At 72.2% G+C, this 15,814-nt stretch carries 15 protein-coding genes; 1 reads left to right on the top strand and 14 read right to left on the bottom strand.

All coding sequences use genetic code 11. The annotated features are described in order from the left end of the window. Positions 1-2: 2 nt before the first annotated feature. The 12 genes from miaA to CMS_RS17800 form a co-directional block, all read right to left on the bottom strand. Positions 3-926, bottom strand: a complete 924-nt coding sequence (miaA, locus tag CMS_RS05985; RefSeq protein WP_012298604.1) for a tRNA (adenosine(37)-N6)-dimethylallyltransferase MiaA — start codon at positions 924-926, stop codon at positions 3-5. Next, a complete protein-coding gene (gene miaB / locus CMS_RS05980; protein WP_012298603.1) occupies positions 923-2,515 on the bottom strand; it encodes a tRNA (N6-isopentenyl adenosine(37)-C2)-methylthiotransferase MiaB in 1,593 nt (530 codons plus the stop codon). The genes miaA and miaB overlap by 4 nt, the downstream gene beginning before the upstream one ends. Before the next feature lie 50 nt (positions 2,516-2,565). Further along, positions 2,566-3,615 (bottom strand): regulatory protein RecX, encoded by a 1,050-nt coding sequence (locus CMS_RS17805; protein ID WP_223842740.1) that lies wholly within the window; start codon positions 3,613-3,615, stop codon positions 2,566-2,568. A gap of 120 nt (positions 3,616-3,735) precedes the next feature. Further along, positions 3,736-4,824, bottom strand: a complete 1,089-nt coding sequence (recA, locus tag CMS_RS05970) for a recombinase RecA (protein ID WP_041464465.1) — start codon at positions 4,822-4,824, stop codon at positions 3,736-3,738. A gap of 266 nt (positions 4,825-5,090) precedes the next feature. Then, positions 5,091-5,315: a DUF3046 domain-containing protein gene (locus CMS_RS05965; RefSeq protein ID WP_041464906.1), complete on the bottom strand. Its 225-nt coding sequence runs from the start codon at positions 5,313-5,315 to the stop codon at positions 5,091-5,093. A gap of 85 nt (positions 5,316-5,400) precedes the next feature. Further along, complete coding sequence (locus CMS_RS05960) at positions 5,401-5,709, bottom strand: helix-turn-helix domain-containing protein (protein ID WP_012298599.1); 309 nt, start codon at positions 5,707-5,709, stop codon at positions 5,401-5,403. Positions 5,710-5,848: 139 nt separating this feature from the next. After that, positions 5,849-6,370: a CinA family protein gene (locus CMS_RS05955; RefSeq protein ID WP_012298598.1), complete on the bottom strand. Its 522-nt coding sequence runs from the start codon at positions 6,368-6,370 to the stop codon at positions 5,849-5,851. Next, positions 6,367-6,996 carry a CDP-diacylglycerol--glycerol-3-phosphate 3-phosphatidyltransferase gene (gene pgsA / locus CMS_RS05950; protein ID WP_012298597.1) on the bottom strand — a complete coding sequence of 210 codons (630 nt, stop codon included), beginning with the start codon at positions 6,994-6,996 and terminating at the stop codon, positions 6,367-6,369. The genes CMS_RS05955 and pgsA overlap by 4 nt, the downstream gene beginning before the upstream one ends. 3 nt (positions 6,997-6,999) lie before the next feature. Next, entirely contained in the window at positions 7,000-9,837 is a 2,838-nt protein-coding gene (locus tag CMS_RS05945; RefSeq protein ID WP_041464464.1) for an FtsK/SpoIIIE family DNA translocase, read from the bottom strand. Positions 9,838-9,914: 77 nt separating this feature from the next. Continuing rightward, positions 9,915-11,147 (bottom strand): ABC transporter permease, encoded by a 1,233-nt coding sequence (locus tag CMS_RS05940; RefSeq protein ID WP_012298595.1) that lies wholly within the window; start codon positions 11,145-11,147, stop codon positions 9,915-9,917. After that, on the bottom strand, positions 11,144-11,851 hold the full coding sequence (locus tag CMS_RS05935; protein WP_012298594.1) for an ABC transporter ATP-binding protein: 708 nt from the start codon (positions 11,849-11,851) through the stop codon (positions 11,144-11,146). The genes CMS_RS05940 and CMS_RS05935 overlap by 4 nt, the downstream gene beginning before the upstream one ends. Continuing rightward, positions 11,848-12,387 (bottom strand): efflux RND transporter periplasmic adaptor subunit, encoded by a 540-nt coding sequence (locus CMS_RS17800; RefSeq protein WP_223842739.1) that lies wholly within the window; start codon positions 12,385-12,387, stop codon positions 11,848-11,850. The genes CMS_RS05935 and CMS_RS17800 overlap by 4 nt, the downstream gene beginning before the upstream one ends. Positions 12,388-12,501: 114 nt before the next feature. Between CMS_RS17800 and CMS_RS17795 the strand changes: the two genes are divergently transcribed. Beyond that, entirely contained in the window at positions 12,502-12,939 is a 438-nt protein-coding gene (locus CMS_RS17795) for a hypothetical protein (RefSeq protein ID WP_223842738.1), read from the top strand. A gap of 148 nt (positions 12,940-13,087) precedes the next feature. On the opposite strand, the gene CMS_RS05925 is transcribed toward CMS_RS17795, so the two are convergent. Together CMS_RS05925 and dapA are read right to left on the bottom strand one after the other, a co-directional pair. Then, positions 13,088-14,770: a ribonuclease J gene (locus CMS_RS05925; protein ID WP_012298593.1), complete on the bottom strand. Its 1,683-nt coding sequence runs from the start codon at positions 14,768-14,770 to the stop codon at positions 13,088-13,090. A gap of 59 nt (positions 14,771-14,829) precedes the next feature. Then, a complete protein-coding gene (dapA, locus tag CMS_RS05920) occupies positions 14,830-15,813 on the bottom strand; it encodes a 4-hydroxy-tetrahydrodipicolinate synthase (protein ID WP_012298592.1) in 984 nt (327 codons plus the stop codon). Position 15,814: the final 1 nt, after the last annotated feature.

Here is a 15,814-nt window from a genome sequence, read left to right as displayed (position 1 = left end):
GCCTACGGGCGCGCCGCCGGGAGGGCGTCGAGCGCGTGCTCGAGCAGGCGGTCGTCGCGCGCGTCGAGCCGCACGGCGTCGGCGTAGCGGCCGAACCACGACACCTGCCGGCGCGCGTAGCGACGGGTGAGCGCGCGCGTCTCCTCCATCGCCTCCTCCTCGCTGAGCTCCCCTGCGAGCTGCCGTGCCGCCTGCGCGTAGCCGATGGCGCGGGAGGCGGTCACCCCGTCGGCCAGCCCGGCGGACAGCAGCCCGGCGACCTCGTCGACGAGGCCGTCACGCCACATGCCGGACACGCGGGCGTCGAGCCGCGGCACGAGCTCCTCGCGCGGCAGCGTGAGCGCCAGGATCCGCGCGGGATGCCACGGGCGAGGCTCGGCGGTTGCGCGCTCCGGCTGCGGACCGGTGATCTCGACGACCTCGAGCGCCCGCACGAGGCGCCGCCCGTTGTGCGCGCCGATCCGCTGGGCCGCCACCGGGTCGAGCTCGCGGAGGCGCCGGTGGATCATGCCCGGCCCGGTCGCCTCGAGCTCCCGCTCCAGGCGCTGCCGGATCTCGGGGTCGGTCCCCGGGAAGTCGTAGTCGAAGAGCACCGACGAGACGTAGAGGCCGGAGCCACCCACGAGGATCGGGACGGCCCCGCGCTCGAGGATGCCGCCGATCGCCCTCCGCGCCTCCTCCTGGTACGCGGCGACCGTGGCCTCCGCGGTCACGTCGAGGACGTCGAGCATGTGGTGCGGCACGCCGCGCCGTCCGACCTCGGGCAGCTTGGCCGTGCCGATGTCCATCCCCCGGTAGAGCTGCATGGCGTCGGCGTTGACGATCTCCGCGGCGCGGCCCTCCGCCCGCAGCCGCTCCGCGATGTCGAGGGACAGCGCGGACTTGCCGGTGCCGGTGGCGCCGACGACCGCGACGATCGGGGTCACGCGCGGTGTCGCGGGTGCGCGGACCCGTCGCCCACGGGCGCGGACGTCGAAGCTGTCGTCGGCACGCGGAGCGTCGGCAGTCCGAGCGACACGCGCGGCGCAGCGCCAGCGCTCGCGCCCGTCGCCGGAGTCGGCACGCCGCAGGAGTCGGCCTGTGCCCGCTCCCATGCGTCGCCTGCGCGGGTGCGGCGGATGCGCAGCGGGGCGCCGTCCACCGAGTCCGCGATGAGGTGGAACGGCGCCGCACGGGTGACCTCGACGTCGACCGCGTCGCCGGGCCGCGGCTCGGCGCTGCCCTCGGGCACGTCGAGGTGCACGAGGCGGCCGTCCTGGGCGCGTCCGGTGACGCGGCGCGTGTCGCCGTCCTTGCGTCCCTCGTGCGCGCTCACGAGGACCTCGACCGTGCGGCCGACCACGCGCTGGTTCTCCTCGTGGCTGATGCGCTCCTGCAGAGCGGTGAGGCGCCCGTACCGCTCCTTCACGACGTCGGCGGGCACCTGCTCCTCCATCGTCGCCGCGGGGGTGCCCGGGCGGATGGAGTACTGGAACGTGAACGCGGAGGAGAAGCGGGCCGCCTCGACGACGCGGAGGGTCTCCTGGAAGTCCTCCTCCGTCTCCCCCGGGAAGCCGACGATGATGTCGGTCGTGATCGCCGCGTCCGGGACGCGCGTACGCACCCGGTCGAGGATCCCGAGGAACCGCTCGGACCGGTAGGAGCGGCGCATGGCCTTGAGGATCCGGTCGGACCCGGACTGCAGCGGCATGTGCAGCTGCGGCATGACCGCCGGCGTCTCGGCCATCGCGTCGATCACGTCGTCGGTGAAGGCGGCGGGGTGGGGGCTCGTGAAGCGGATGCGCTCCAGCCCCTCGATGGCGCCCGCGGCCCGCAGCAGCTTGCCGAACGCCTGCCGGTCGCCGAACTCGACGCCGTAGGAGTTGACGTTCTGGCCGAGCAGCGTGACCTCCACCGCGCCGTCGTCGACGAGCGCCTGGATCTCGGCGAGGATGTCGCCCGGTCGGCGGTCCTTCTCCTTGCCGCGGAGGGCGGGCACGATGCAGAACGTGCACGTGTTGTTGCACCCCACCGAGATGGACACCCACCCGCTCGCGATCTCGTCGCGCTTGGTGGGAAGCGTGGAGGGGAACGTCTCGAGGCTCTCCAGGATCTCCAGCTGCGCCTCGCCGTTATGTCGTGCGCGCTCGAGCAGGGTCGGCAGGGCGCCCATGTTGTGGGTGCCGAAGACGACATCCACCCACGGAGCCTTCTCGAGGACGGTCGCCCGGTCCTTCTGCGCGAGGCAGCCGCCCACCGCGATCTGCATGCCCTCGTGCCGGCGCTTGACACCGGCGAGGTGACCGAGGTTCCCGTAGAGCTTGTTGTCCGCGTTCTCGCGGACGGCGCACGTGTTGATGACGACGATGTCGGCCTCGGCGCCCTCGGCCGACACATAGCCGGCGGCCTCGAGCGAGCCGGTGAGCCGCTCCGAGTCGTGGACGTTCATCTGGCAGCCGTAGGTGCGGACCTCGTACGTCCGGGGCCGGTCGACGGAGGACGGGGCGGCGCGGACGTGCTCGGCGACGGTGCTCATGATGACTCGATCCTACGTGCGGAGCCGTCCGACACCGCCCGTGGGGAGGGTCAGCGGAACCGCACGCGGGACGAGCCGCGTCGCGTGGCGAGCGCTGCCTTCGCGGCGTCGCGCACGACGCCACCCCCGTAGCCGCGACGCATGAGGAACGAGGTCAGGCGCCGCTCGGCCGTCTCGTCGTCGTAGGAGGAGAGCTGCCCGACGCGCTTCATCGCGACCTCGGTGGCACGCGCGAGCTCATCGTCCGGCTGCTCCGCCATGGCCTCCTCGATGACCAGGGGATCGAGCTTGCGTCGGCGCATCTCCATCTCGACCGAGCGCCGACCGAGGCCCTTGCGGTCGAGGTGCGTGTGCAGGATCTGCTCCGCGAGCGCGGCCTCGTCGATGTACTGCAGGGACACGTACCTGGCGAGCGTCTCCTCCGCGATGTCCGGATCGATCTCCGCGCCGTCGAGCACCTCACGCGCCTCGGCGAGAGAGAGCCCGCGACCGCGCAGGCGGTTGGCGAGGACGTTGTCCGCCCGCCGCCGCTGGCGCTCGGGCGTGCGTTCCGCTGCGCGCTCCTCCTCGGCCTCCGCCTCGCGGCGCTCGTCCTCGACGCGGTCCTCCTCGAGCCGGAGCATGTCCTGCCGGTACGCCTCGTCCTGCTCGGCCTTGGCGCGCGCACGCTCGGCACGCTCCTGCTCGGCACGCCACGCGGCGGGGGTCGGGTCGTCCGCAGGCCCATCCTCGGCCGGAGGCACCTCCGGGAACGCGCCGACCGCGTCACCGCTGCCTCGTGCCGCCTGCGCCTCGGCCTCCGCGAGGACGCGCCGCGCCTCCGCGATGCGCTCCTGGGCGGCGAGGGCGCGACCGGCCTCCGACGCGTCGACGGCCGCGCCGATCGTCACGATGCCGTCGACCTCCGTGACCGAGCGTCCCCGTGACGGATGCGTCGGCTCGACGTGCGGCGCGGGTGGCTCGTCCACGGGCGGCGTGGACGCCACGAGCGGTCGGGCGGCCGCTCGACGCGAACGCCGGTCGGCGAGCGACGCGACGGGCGCGATCTCATCGGGCCCGGGGCCCGTGCCCTGCTCGCCCTCGGAGGGGAATCTGACCATGGTGCTTCCGTCCTCAGGAGGCCCGGACGTGCGTCACGCGGAGCGAGACGGCACTGTCGGGCCGGTGTCGTGCGGGGGCGGGGTGCGTCGTGGGACGCACCCCGCCGAGGGAGCGCCGGGTCAGGCGCTCTTGCGTGCGGACGCCTTGGGCGCCACGGCCACGACGGGAGCCGGCGCGGCGTCGGCCGCGGCAGCTGCGTCGGCGTTCGGGTCCTTCACGAGGCCGAGCTTGACCTTAATCTTCTGCTCGATCTCCGCCGCGATCTCCGGGTTGTTCAGGAGGTGCTTGCGCGAATTCTCCTTGCCCTGGCCCAGCTGGTCGCCATCGTACGTGTACCAGGCGCCCGACTTGCGGACGATCTCGTGCTCGACGCCGAAGTCGATGAGGCTGCCCTCGCGGGAGATGCCCGTGCCGTAGAGGATGTCGAACTCCGCCTGCTTGAAGGGCGGCGCCATCTTGTTCTTGACGACCTTGACGCGGGTGCGGTTGCCGACCGCGTCGGTGCCGTCCTTGAGGGTCTCGATGCGGCGGATGTCGAGGCGGACCGACGCGTAGAACTTGAGCGCCTTGCCGCCCGCGGTGGTCTCGGGGCTGCCGAAGAACACGCCGATCTTCTCGCGGAGCTGGTTGATGAAGATCATGGTGGTCTGCGTCTGGTTGAGCCCACCGGTGAGCTTGCGGAGCGCCTGCGACATGAGGCGCGCCTGGAGGCCCACGTGCGAGTCGCCCATCTCGCCCTCGATCTCGGCACGCGGCACGAGCGCCGCGACGGAGTCGATGACGACGAGGTCGATGGAGCCGGAGCGCACGAGCATGTCGGCGATCTCCAGCGCCTGCTCACCCGTGTCCGGCTGGGAGACGAGGAGCGCGTCGATGTCGACGCCGAGCTTCTTCGCGTACTCCGGGTCGAGCGCGTGCTCCGCGTCGATGAACGCCGCGATGCCGCCGGCGCGCTGCGCGTTGGCGATGGCGTGCAGCGTGAGCGTGGTCTTTCCCGAGGACTCCGGGCCGTAGATCTCGACGATGCGTCCGCGCGGGAGCCCACCGATGCCGAGCGCCACGTCCAGCGCGACGGAGCCGGTGGGGATGACGGCGACAGGCGCACGCTCGTCGCTGCCCAGTCGCATGACCGAGCCCTTGCCGAACTGCCGGTCGATCTGTGCGAGCGCGGTCTCGAGTGACTTCTCGCGGTCTGCCGATGATGCCATGGGGTGCTCCTCGTGTCGAAGGTGGGTTGCCTGCAGGCTGTCGCTCCGCTCCCGCTGGCCGCGGGGTCCGGTGCCGACAAGGCGACGGGTGATCTCCGCGAGGTGCACGTTATGCGGCGCCGCCGACATCGCTGCCGGAGGGGCCGGACCTGTGCAGTCCGCGCTTCGAATCGCTCCTGTGGGGAGACTACGCGCGTTCGAAGGAATATTCGAACGGCGCGCCGCGCGTCGGGGGCGGATCCGGTGCGATCAGGGGGCGGGAGGCGTCAGGCCCGCGGCTCGGGCACCCCTGCGCCGTTCCAGCGCGAGCGCGGCACGTCCTGCGCACGGCAGAGGGCGAGCCACACCTCACGGGCGGGCGTCCCGTCCTTCAGCGCCTGCGCGCTCGTGCGGCCGCCGAGCTCGCCGAGCACGAGATCAGAGACGAGCACCGGCCCGTAGCCGGAGCCGAACTCGTCGGAGACGGCCCGCTGGAACTCGCTCAGTCGCATGCCGACCACGCTACCCGCTGCCGTCTCGACGACGACGCCCCGCCCGTCGCGAGGACGGGCGGGGCGGGAGGTCGTGAGGAGGGGATCAGCGCGCGACGAGATCGCTGTCGAAACCGGCGACGAGGTCGTCGGGGATGGTGTCCGGGATGGGGTTGAGGCCCTCGATGACGGCGAGGCGATCGCCCACCTCGCGCATGATGACGGAGATGGGGGTGTCGAGTGCGTCGGCGACGGATGCGAGGATCTCGCTCGACGCCTCCTTCTGTCCCCGCTCGACCTCGCTGAGGTAGCCGAGCGCGACGCTGGCCTTGCTGGCCACCTGGCGGAGCGTGCGCCCCTTCTGCAGGCGGAAGTCCCGAAGGACGTCGCCGATCTCCTGACGGACTAGTACCACGGGAGCCTCCTCGTTGCGCCTGGTGCCTGATCGAACCGGAGGTCCGGGGCTGATGGGTGAGCATCTGGCCGAGGACTCAGGCTAAGCAGGGGCACTGGGCATTGCTTGTGAACGTGATTACGACAACGCGGGAGCCGCATCAGTTGTTCCCGCCAGATCCCAGCGCGTCCACGAGGGTCGCGAGGGCCGCGCGGACGACGCCCGCGCGGACCGCCTGGCGGTCGCCGTCGAGGTGGAGCGCGATGGCGCGCGAGTCGCCGTCGATGGAGAGGCCGACGAAGGCGGTGCCCGGGGGCTGGCCGTCCTGGGGATCAGGTCCCGCGGCGCCGGTCGTGGACACGCCGACGTCGGCGGGGCGTCCGTCGATCGCACACGTCTGGCGCACGCCGCGGGCCATCTGCCGGGCCACGTCCGGGTGGACCGCGCCGTGGACCGCGAGGATCGACGAGTCGACCCCGAGGATCGTGCGCTTGAGGGCCGTGTCGTAGGAGACGATGCCGCCGAGGAGCGCGCGCGAGGCCCCCGGGACGCCGACGAGGGCGGCGGTGAGGAGGCCGCCCGTCAGCGACTCCGCGACGGCGATGCGACGGCCGCTCGCCACGAGGGCGGCGATGACGCGCTCGGCGAGCTGCTCGTCGGTCAGGTCATCGGGCGAGCTCATGAGGCGCGCTCCGCCCGCAGCGCCTGGCGCATGTAGTCGAGGCCGGAGAGGACCGTGAGGACGAACGCGATCGACATGAGCACCGTGTTCACGACGTGCATGCCGTCCCCGACGACATCCCAGAGCGGCAGCAGCGCGACGCTGATCGCCACGGCCTGCGCGACCGTCTTCAGCTTGCCGCCGCGCGACGCCGCGACGACGCGATCGCGGAGCACGGCGAAGCGGTACGCCGTGATCCCGAGCTCGCGCACGAGGATCACGATGGTCACCCACCAGGGCAACTCGCCGAGCACCGAGAGCATCACGAGCGCGGCACCCGTGAGCACCTTGTCGGCGATGGGGTCGAGCAGCTTGCCGAGGTCGGTCACGAGGTTGCGGCTGCGGGCGATGTGCCCGTCGACCCCGTCGGTCGCGATCGCGAGGATGAAGAGCGTGGCCGCCGCGTAGCGGAGCGGGCCGTCGGCACCGTCGTCGGCCGCGAGCAGGACGACGAAGACGGGGGCCAGCAGGATCCGGACGATCGTGAGGACGTTGGCGACGTTCCACGGGCTCGCCGGCGAGTCGCCCGCGCGCCACACGCGCGGTGCCCCGGTGCCCGGCACGCTCGATGCGCTCCGATCGGCCACGGGTCAGTCCCTCCCCGTGAGGCCCCAGGCGTCGTCGTCGCCCTCGGCCTCCACCTGCTCGTACGCGTCCAGGTCCTTGTGCAGCGGATCCGACGGGTAGCGGTTCCCGTCGTCCGCGTCCGGGACGGGCGCCGGAGCCGGGGCAGCCGCGGGCGCCGGTGCGGCCGCGGGCGTCTCCCAGCGGAGCGTCGCGAGCACGCCCGGGAGCTGCTCGGCCGAGACGAGCACGTCGCGCGCCTTCGATCCCTCGGACGGGCCGACGATCTCGCGCGCCTCGAGCAGGTCCATGAGGCGTCCGGCCTTGGCGAACCCGACGCGGAGCTTCCGCTGCAGCATCGACGTGGATCCGAACTGCGTGCTGACGACGAGCTCGGCGGCCGCGAGCAGCACTTCGAGGTCGTCGCCGATGTCCGCGTCGATCTCCTTGCGCTCCGCGGCGACCGCGACGTCCTGCCGGTACTCGGGTCGCGCCTGGCGCGTCACGTGCTCGACGACCTTGGCGATCTCCGCCTCCTGCACCCACGCGCCCTGCACGCGGACGGCCTTGTTGGCGCCCATGGGGAGGAAGAGGCCGTCGCCCTGGCCGATGAGCTTGTCGGCGCCGGGCTGGTCGAGGATCACGCGGGAGTCGGTCATGCTCGACACCGCGAACGCGAGGCGCGAGGGCACGTTGGCCTTGATGAGGCCGGTGACGACGTCGACCGACGGGCGCTGCGTGGCGAGCACGAGGTGGATGCCGGCGGCGCGTGCGAGCTGCGTGATGCGGACGATGGAGTCCTCGACGTCGCGGGGCGCGACCATCATGAGGTCCGCCAGCTCGTCGACCACCACGAGGAGGTACGGGTAGGGACGGAGCGTCCGCTCGCTGCCCTCCGGCAGCACGATGGATCCGCTCGTGACGGCCTTGTTGAAGTCGTCGATGTGGCGGAACCCGAAGCTGGCGAGGTCGTCGTACCTCATGTCCATCTCCTTCACCACCCACTGCAGCGCCTCGGCCGCCTTCTTCGGGTTGGTGATGATGGGGGTGATGAGGTGCGGCACGCCCGCGTAGATGGTGAGCTCCACGCGCTTCGGGTCGATGAGCACCATGCGCACATCGCTCGGCTTCGCGCGCATGAGGAGCGACGTGATCATGGAGTTGACGAAGCTCGACTTGCCGGAGCCCGTGGATCCCGCCACCAGGAGGTGGGGCATCTTCGCGAGGTTGGCGATGACGTAGCCGCCCTCGACGTCCTTGCCGACGCCGATGGTCATCGGATGCGCGCTGTTCGTCGCGGCGGACGAGCGGAGCACGTCGCCGAGCGAGACGATCTCGCGGTCGGTGTTCGGGATCTCCACGCCGATGGCGCTGCGGCCCGGGATGGGCGAGAGGATGCGGACCTCGTTGGAGGCGACCGCGTAGCTGATGTTCTTCGCGAGCGCCGTGACGCGCTCCACCTTGACGCCGGGCGCGAGCTCCAGCTCGTAGCGCGTGACCGTCGGGCCGCGCGAGAAGCCCGTGACCGTCGCGTCGACCTGGAAGTTCGTGAGCACCTCGGTGAGCGCACGCACCACCTCGTCGTTGACGGACGAGCGCGACTTCGCGGGCGTGCCGGGCGCGAGGGTGCTCGCGGCGGGCAGGCGGTAGGGCGCCTGCGGGGTGTCGGACTCCCCCGACACGATCGGGGCGTCGGATCCGTCGTCCTCGAAGCCGGGGAGGACGGCGGGCTCGTCGTCGTCGCGGATGCCGGTGGGGTGCACGGGGACGGAGGGCAGGATCGCGGTGGCCGTGGCGTCGACGGGTGCGTCGAGGTCGATGCGGCGGGTCGCGGCGTCGTCTCCCGCGAAGGCGCCGGGCTCCGGGCGGGAGGCGTCGGGATCCACGGTGCGGTCGATCACGGTCGTGGGCGCCTCGGCGGCGGCACCCCGGACGACCTCGTCGTCGGATCCGGCGTGCGGCGCGAGCACCGGGCTGTCGAACGCGGGCGCGTCCTCGCGCTGGCTGCGGTTGCGGCGCCACCACGGGAGGCTGTCGGTGTCGACCGGGCCGTCGTCGTCCAGCCCCTCGAGCTCGACCTGCTCGGTCGCCTGCGCCTTGCGGGCCGCGCGGTCGGCGGCGCGCTGCTCCTCGTCCACCGGCGGCGCGCCGAAGAGGTACGAGTACAGCTCGCGCAGCCGCATGCCGACGCGGTTCGGCGGCGTGCGGGTGATGATGAAGAGGGAGAGCACCAGGAGGATCCCCGCCACGACGCCCGCGCCGATCGACGTGATGAGCAGGGACAGCGGCGCGGCGAGCACCCAGCCGAGGACGCCGCCGGCGCGGGCCAGAGCGAGCATGCCGTCGCGCGGATCCGGCGCCCCGTTGAAGATGTGGCAGAGCGCGGCGATGGAGACCAGGAAGAGCGAGACGCCCACGCCGATCCGGCCGTTGTCGCTCACGGACGACGGGTGGCGGAAGAGCCAGAGGGCGAGGAGCACCATGACGATGGGCAACGCGAAGGCCACCCGGCCGAAGAGCCCCCCGAACGTGTACGCGTCGAAGGCCATGGCCACGTCGTTGAGCGGGTTGAACCACTCGACGACGACGCCCGCGATCGCGAGCACCACCAGGAGGAAGGGGATGCCGTCGCGGCGCTCCTCCTTCGCGAGCTTCTCGGGACCGAGGGCGCGGAAGAGGGCGCCTGTGGCGTGGGCGAGGCCCATCCACGCGGCGACGAGCGGGCCGCGCCGCTCCGACTGCACGGGGTAGGCGACGGTCTGCTGCTTCGTCTCGGCGGTACGGCCCTTGCGCGGGGGCGTTGCGCGCGGCGCGCCCGAGGAAGTCTTCCCGGCGCGGCTGGTCGACCTGGTGCTCGTAGCCATGCGACCCACGTTATCCCGCACCGCCGTCGCCGACGGGACGCCTGGCCGGGCGCGACGCTCCCCGCCCGGCCGCGGCATCAGTAGCGGATCGCATCGATGACGGACACGCGCACCGCCACGAGCGCGGGCAGCAGACCCGCGATCGCGCCCACGACCAGGGACGCGCCGAGCCCGAGGAGCGCCGCCGAGAGCGGGAACGGCGGGAACTCGGTGACACCCGAGGCGACGAACGAGAGGATCCACGGGTTCTTCACGATCGCCACCGCGGCCATGACCCCGACGACCCCGGCCGCCACGGTCGCCACGACGCTCTCCATCATCACCGCGAAGAACACGCGCCCCGCGCTCGCGCCGAAGCTGCGGCGGACGCCGATCTCGCGGATCCGCTGCTTCACGGTCACGAGCGAGATGTTCACGAGGCCGAGCGCGCCGAGGAGGAGCACGAGGCCCGCCACTCCCCCGACGAGGATCTTGACGGCCAGCAGCGGGTCGTAGTCGTAGGTCCCCCAGTCGCTGCGGCCGACGCTGACCTCCCACCCCTCGGGCGCGGTCGCCGCCACCTGAGAGGTGATGGCCGCGGTCAGCGCGTCGGCCTCCGCCTCGGGCACCCAGAACTCGGACTGCGGCGCCATCGCGTCGAGCGCGTCGTCGGACATCAGGCGCTCGGCGTCGGACGCCTGCAGGTACACGGTCGGCGGCTCCTCCGCGTACAGCGCGGGCACGGTGCCCACGACGACGCCCACGAGGTCGGACCGCTCGCCGTGCAGCACGGCGGAGGGGTGCGCGGCGATCTCGGGCGACCCGAGCTCCGCCAGGAACGCCGGGTTGACCACGAGCGCGGGCGCGAGGCGCTCGCCGTCACGCTCGACGAACCAACGGCCATCCGTCACGTCGACGCGACGCATCTGGCCGTAGTCCCGGTCGACCACGACCGTCTGGACCTGCACCCGGCCGCGCGCGAAGTCGACCGGCACCGTCGTGGAGCCGATGATCGTCGACCAGGTGATGCCGTACCGGTCGGCGACGTCCGCGAGGAGCGTGCGCTGCTCGGCGTAGGACAGGCCTGACCCGGTCGCGGAGTACGCGGACACCGACAGCGCGGCGGGTCGGCCCGACTGGCGCTCCATCTGCTCGGTCTGCGACTGCTGCACCACCGCGCCGAGGCCGACGACCGAGGTGATCGCCGCCACCGCGACCGCGACGCCGATGAGCGACAGCATCACGCGCGTGCGGTGGATCCGCAGCTCGGCCCATGCCTCCACGACCGCGCCCACGAGACCGGTCGCCGTGCGCGACAGCCAGCCACTCATGCGAGCACCCCGCGGGTGAGGGCCTCGGCGGGCGCGAGGACACCCGCCTCGAGGCGGTGGTGCCGATCCGCGCGGGCCGCGACGGTCGGGTCGTGCGTGATGGTCACCAGCGCCGCGCCGGACGCGTGCGCGACCTCGGCGAGCAGGGTCATCACGGTGGCGCCGGTCTCGATGTCGAGGGCGCCGGTCGGCTCGTCCGCGAGGATCAGCCGCGGCGAGCGCACGAGGGCACGGGCGATGGCGACGCGCTGCTGCTCGCCGCCGGACATGGTCTCCGGCATGGAGTCGATGCGGTGGCCGAGGCCGACCCGCTCGAGCATGTCGGCCGCGATCGACGCGCGCCGCCAGAACGTGCGGCCGGTCGAGTAGAGCAGCGGTGTCATCACGTTCTCGCGGGCCGTGCGTCCCTGCAGCAGGTTGAACTGCTGGAAGATGAAGCCGATGTCGCCGCCGCGGGCCCGGTCACGCCGGGATCCGGAGACGCGGGCCATGGGCACGTCGTCGAGGAAGACCTCGCCGGTGGTGGGGGTGTCGAGCAGACCCAGGATGTTCAGCAGCGTCGACTTGCCCGATCCCGACCGGCCCACGATCGAGACGTGGTCGCCGACGGACACGTCGAGGTCGACGCCGTGCAGGATCGTCAGCGGCTCGTCGTCCGGCCGCTCGACCGTTCGGGTCACCTGCTCCAGGCGGATCAGGCTCATCCGCCGTACCCGCCCTGCATCATCATCGCCTCGTCCTCGGGGACGGGCGCGCCGGGCACGAACTCGAGCACCATGTCGCCCTCCGCGAGGCCCGAGGTGATCTGCACCATCTCGCCGTCGCTGATGCCCAGGCCGACGGCGCGCTCCTCCGGCTCGCCGGTGTCCGAGGCGAGCCAGACGTTGCCGGTGTCGGCGAGGCCCTCGACCGCGGTCGTCGGGAGCGTCAGCACGTCGGGCGCCTCGCCCGCGGGGATCGTGATGTCGGCCGCGAGCCCCGGGAAGACGCGCGTGCCGGCCGGCACGGCGCAGGAGACGGTCGCGCCGGTGGAGGCCGACTCGGTGCCACCGGTGGATCCGGTGCCACCCGCGCCACCCGCGTCGCCCGTCGAGCCGGCACCTCCGGCGCCGCCCGCCGCCTGCTGCCCGATGCGCAGGTCCGCGCACTCGAAGGGCGCGGGGCCCGACGTGATCGCGACCCGTGCCGTCGTCGGCTGCATGACGAGCCGGTACTGCTCCTCCGCGGTGAGCGGGGCCATCGCACGGAAGGTGGGGGTGCGATCCGGCCGACCGCGTCGCCCACGGCGACCTCCTGGCCGACGAGCACGCCGAGCTCCGCGAGCGACCCGGCGGCGGATGCGGTGACGGTCTCGGTGACGACCTTGGGCTTCGGCTGCGTGACAGTGCCGTCGGCGGCGATCACCGGATCCACCGGCGTCTCCTGGCGGATGACGAGGATCGGGTCGCCGGCCGCGAGCGTCGCGCCCCGGCCGGCGACGAGCTTCGAGACCTTCCCCTGCAGCGTCGCCTTCACGGCCACGTCGGGATCCGGCTGGATGCTGCCCTTCACCGTGACGTCGTTGACCACGGTCGCGATCGACGCCGGCACCTGCGACTCCACGACCGAGCCCGTCGGCGCCTGGGCGACCTCCTCGGTCGTCGTCCCGAAGAACGCCATGCGCACGAGGGCCACCGCGATGGCGGCCAGCACGACGAGCCTCGTGATCGGGAGGATCCATCTCCGCCAGATGCCCACGGCCGCTCCTTCCCCGGCGGTCCCCAGCGGCCCGTCCGGTCACCTCCGACGCTAGGGGCGGCGCCGTGCGCGGCGCTTCGCCTACGGGGATGACATGCCCACCCCCGAGCGGGGGCCGCGCGGACCGTCCCGCCGGTACGTCAGGAGGGGGCGGGGTCTCCCCCGCCCCCTCCTGGATCCGCTCCGGCCTCCCGGCGTGCGGCCTACGCCTCGATGACCACCGGGATGATCATCGGGCGGCGGCGGTGCGACGAGTTGACCCAGCGCCCGACCGTGCGCCGCACGACCTGCGAGTACGCGTGCGTGTCGCGCGTGCCGTTGGCCGCGGCCTCCGCGAGCGCCTTGACGACGAGCGGCTTGACGCTGTCGAAGACCTTGGAGTCCTCGGCGAACCCGCGGGCCTCGATCTCGGGGCCGATGATGGCCTTGCCCGTCTGCGGCTCGACCACCACGAAGATCGTGACGAACCCCTCTTCCGAGAGGATGCGGCGGTCCTTGAGGTCGGCGTCGGTGATCTCTCCCACCGTCGAGCCGTCGACGTAGACGTAGACGTAGCCGACGTCGAGCTGGCCCGTGACGCGCACGTGCCCGTCCTTCATGTCGAGGACGGTGCCGTGCTCCGCGAGGAACGTGTTGCGCTCCGGCACGCCGGTCTGGATGGCCAGCTGCTGGTTCGCGACCAGGTGGCGGTACTCGCCGTGCACCGGCAGGACGTTGCGCGGCTTGAGGATGTTGTAGCAGTAGAGCAGCTCGCCGGCGGCCGCGTGGCCCGAGACGTGGACCTTCGCGTTGGCCTTGTGCACCACGTTCGCGCCGAGCTTCGTGAGCCCGTTGATCACGCGGTAGACGGCGTTCTCGTTGCCCGGGATGAGGCTCGACGCGAGGATGACGGTGTCGTCCTGCCCGATCTCGATCTGGTGCTCGAGGTTCGCCATGCGGCTCAGCACGGCCATCGGCTCGCCCTGCGATCCCGTGCTCATGTAGACGATCTGGTCGTCGGGCAGGTTGACGGCCTTCTTGGAGTCGATGAGGACCCCCTCCGGCACCTTCAGGTAGCCGAGCTCGGCTGCGATGGTCATGTTGCGGATCATCGAGCGGCCGATGAACGCGACGCGCCGGCCGTTCGCGTGCGCGGCGTCGAGCACCTGCTGCACGCGGTGCACGTGGCTGGAGAAGCTCGCGACGATGACGCGTCGCGGCGCCTTCGAGATGACGGCCTCGAGCACGGGGCCGATGGACCGCTCGGTGGGCGTGAAGCCGGGGACGTCCGCGTTGGTGGAGTCCGACATGAAGAGGTCGATGCCGGCCTCGCCGAGGCGCGCGAAGGCGCGGAGGTCGGTGATCCGGTCGTCGAGCGGGAGCTGGTCCATCTTGAAGTCGCCGGTGTGCAGCACGCTGCCCGCCTCGGTCGTGATGGCGACGGCCAGCGCGTCCGGGATGGAGTGGTTGACGGCGACGAACTCGAGCTCGAACGGGCCGAGGCGCTCGCGGTCGCCCTCCTTCACCTGGAACGTGTACGGCGTGATCCGGTGCTCCTTGAGCTTCGCCTCGATGAGGGCGAGCGTGAGGCCGGAGCCGATCAGCGGGATGTCCTGCTTCAGCTTGAGGAGGTACGGGACGGCGCCGATGTGGTCCTCGTGGCCGTGCGTGAGGACGATGCCGACGACGTCGTCGAGGCGGTCCGCGATGGAGGAGAAGTCCGGGAGGATCAGGTCGACGCCCGGCTGGTGCTCCTCGGGGAAGAGCACGCCGCAGTCGACGACGAGGATCTTGCCGTCGATCTCGAACGTCGTCATGTTGCGGCCGATCTCGCCGAGACCGCCGATCGGCGTGATGCGCAGGATGCCGGGCTTGAGCTCCGGCGGATCGTAGACGGCCTGGGGCATGGGGCTCCTCTGGTGACGGTGCGGCCCGAGGGGACCGGCGATGGGATGCTCGGGGCGCGTCAGCGCGTGGTGCCAGCGACCTGCGGCAGCGCTCCACCCGCCGCGGCATTGCGGTCGGGGCGGAAGTTGCGGAAATCGACGCCGGGGACGTCGCGCAGAGGATCGATCTCGTCCTCGATCTGCGCCGCCTCCCACTCCTCGGGGCCCACCAGAGGCAGGCGCACGCGCGGGCTGCCGATGCGGCCGAGTCCGTGGAGGATGTACTTCGCCGCGACCGTGCCGGGCACGTGCGTCATGACGGCGCGGACGAGCGGCTCGAGCTGCTGGTGCGCGTGGGTGGCGGCGGCCAGGTCGCCCGCGTTCACGGCGTCGACCATGGTGCGGTACGGGGTCGCGGTGATGTTGGCGGTGACGCCGATGAGGCCCGTGCCGCCGATGGCGAGGGTCGGCAGCGCGTTCGCGTCGTCGCCCGCGAAGTACATGAGGCCGGTCTGGTTGAGCACGCGACTGGCCTGCGCGAGGTCGCCCTTGGCGTCCTTCACGGCGAGGATGTTCGGGTGCTTGGCGGCGCGGAGGATCGTCTCGTACTGGATCGGGATGCCCGTGCGGCCGGGGATGTCGTAGAGGATGACGGGGAGGTCGGTCGCGTCGGCGATCATGCGGAAGTGCGTGAGCACGCCGGCCTGCGTGGGCTTGTTGTAGTACGGCGTGACGATCATGTTGCCGTCGGCGCCCGCCTTCTCGCTCTGGCGCGCGAGCTGCATGGCGTGGGCGGTCTCGTTGGATCCGCCGCCCGTGATGATCTTCGCGCGGCCCGCGCTCACGGACCGGCCGACCTCGACGAGCTTGATCTTCTCGGGGTCGGTGAGGGTGCTGGTCTCGCCCGTGGTGCCGGTGACGACGATGCCGTCGGCGCCCGCGACGATGACGTCGTCCATGTGCTTCTCGACGCCCGCCCAGTCGACCTCGCCATCGGCGGTGAACGGGGTGACGAGCGCCACCAGGACCTGGCCGAACGGGTTCTCTGTGGACACGGGCACCATC

Source organism: Clavibacter sepedonicus (assembly GCF_000069225.1).
Lineage (GTDB): Bacteria > Actinomycetota > Actinomycetes > Actinomycetales > Microbacteriaceae > Clavibacter > Clavibacter sepedonicus.
Note: the sequence above shows the minus strand (reverse complement) of the source record. Positions and strands in the feature narration are given on the sequence as shown.

What these genes read in the sequence shown, in the direction of transcription:
- CMS_RS05925 (WP_012298593.1), bottom strand. Translation starts at nt 14,770, where the DNA reads ATGCCCCAGGCCGTCTACGATCCGCCGGAGCTCAAGCCCGGCATCCTG.
- miaB (WP_012298603.1), bottom strand. Translation starts at nt 2,515, where the DNA reads ATGAGCACCGTCGCCGAGCACGTCCGCGCCGCCCCGTCCTCCGTCGAC.
- recA (WP_041464465.1), bottom strand. Translation starts at nt 4,824, where the DNA reads ATGGCATCATCGGCAGACCGCGAGAAGTCACTCGAGACCGCGCTCGCA.
- dapA (WP_012298592.1), bottom strand. Translation starts at nt 15,813, where the DNA reads ATGGTGCCCGTGTCCACAGAGAACCCGTTCGGCCAGGTCCTGGTGGCG.
- CMS_RS05945 (WP_041464464.1), bottom strand. Translation starts at nt 9,837, where the DNA reads ATGGCTACGAGCACCAGGTCGACCAGCCGCGCCGGGAAGACTTCCTCG.
- CMS_RS05955 (WP_012298598.1), bottom strand. Translation starts at nt 6,370, where the DNA reads ATGAGCTCGCCCGATGACCTGACCGACGAGCAGCTCGCCGAGCGCGTC.
- CMS_RS05940 (WP_012298595.1), bottom strand. Translation starts at nt 11,147, where the DNA reads ATGAGTGGCTGGCTGTCGCGCACGGCGACCGGTCTCGTGGGCGCGGTC.
- CMS_RS17805 (WP_223842740.1), bottom strand. Translation starts at nt 3,615, where the DNA reads ATGGTCAGATTCCCCTCCGAGGGCGAGCAGGGCACGGGCCCCGGGCCC.
- CMS_RS05965 (WP_041464906.1), bottom strand. Translation starts at nt 5,315, where the DNA reads ATGCGACTGAGCGAGTTCCAGCGGGCCGTCTCCGACGAGTTCGGCTCC.
- CMS_RS05935 (WP_012298594.1), bottom strand. Translation starts at nt 11,851, where the DNA reads ATGAGCCTGATCCGCCTGGAGCAGGTGACCCGAACGGTCGAGCGGCCG.
- CMS_RS17800 (WP_223842739.1), bottom strand. Translation starts at nt 12,387, where the DNA reads ATGGCCCCGCTCACCGCGGAGGAGCAGTACCGGCTCGTCATGCAGCCG.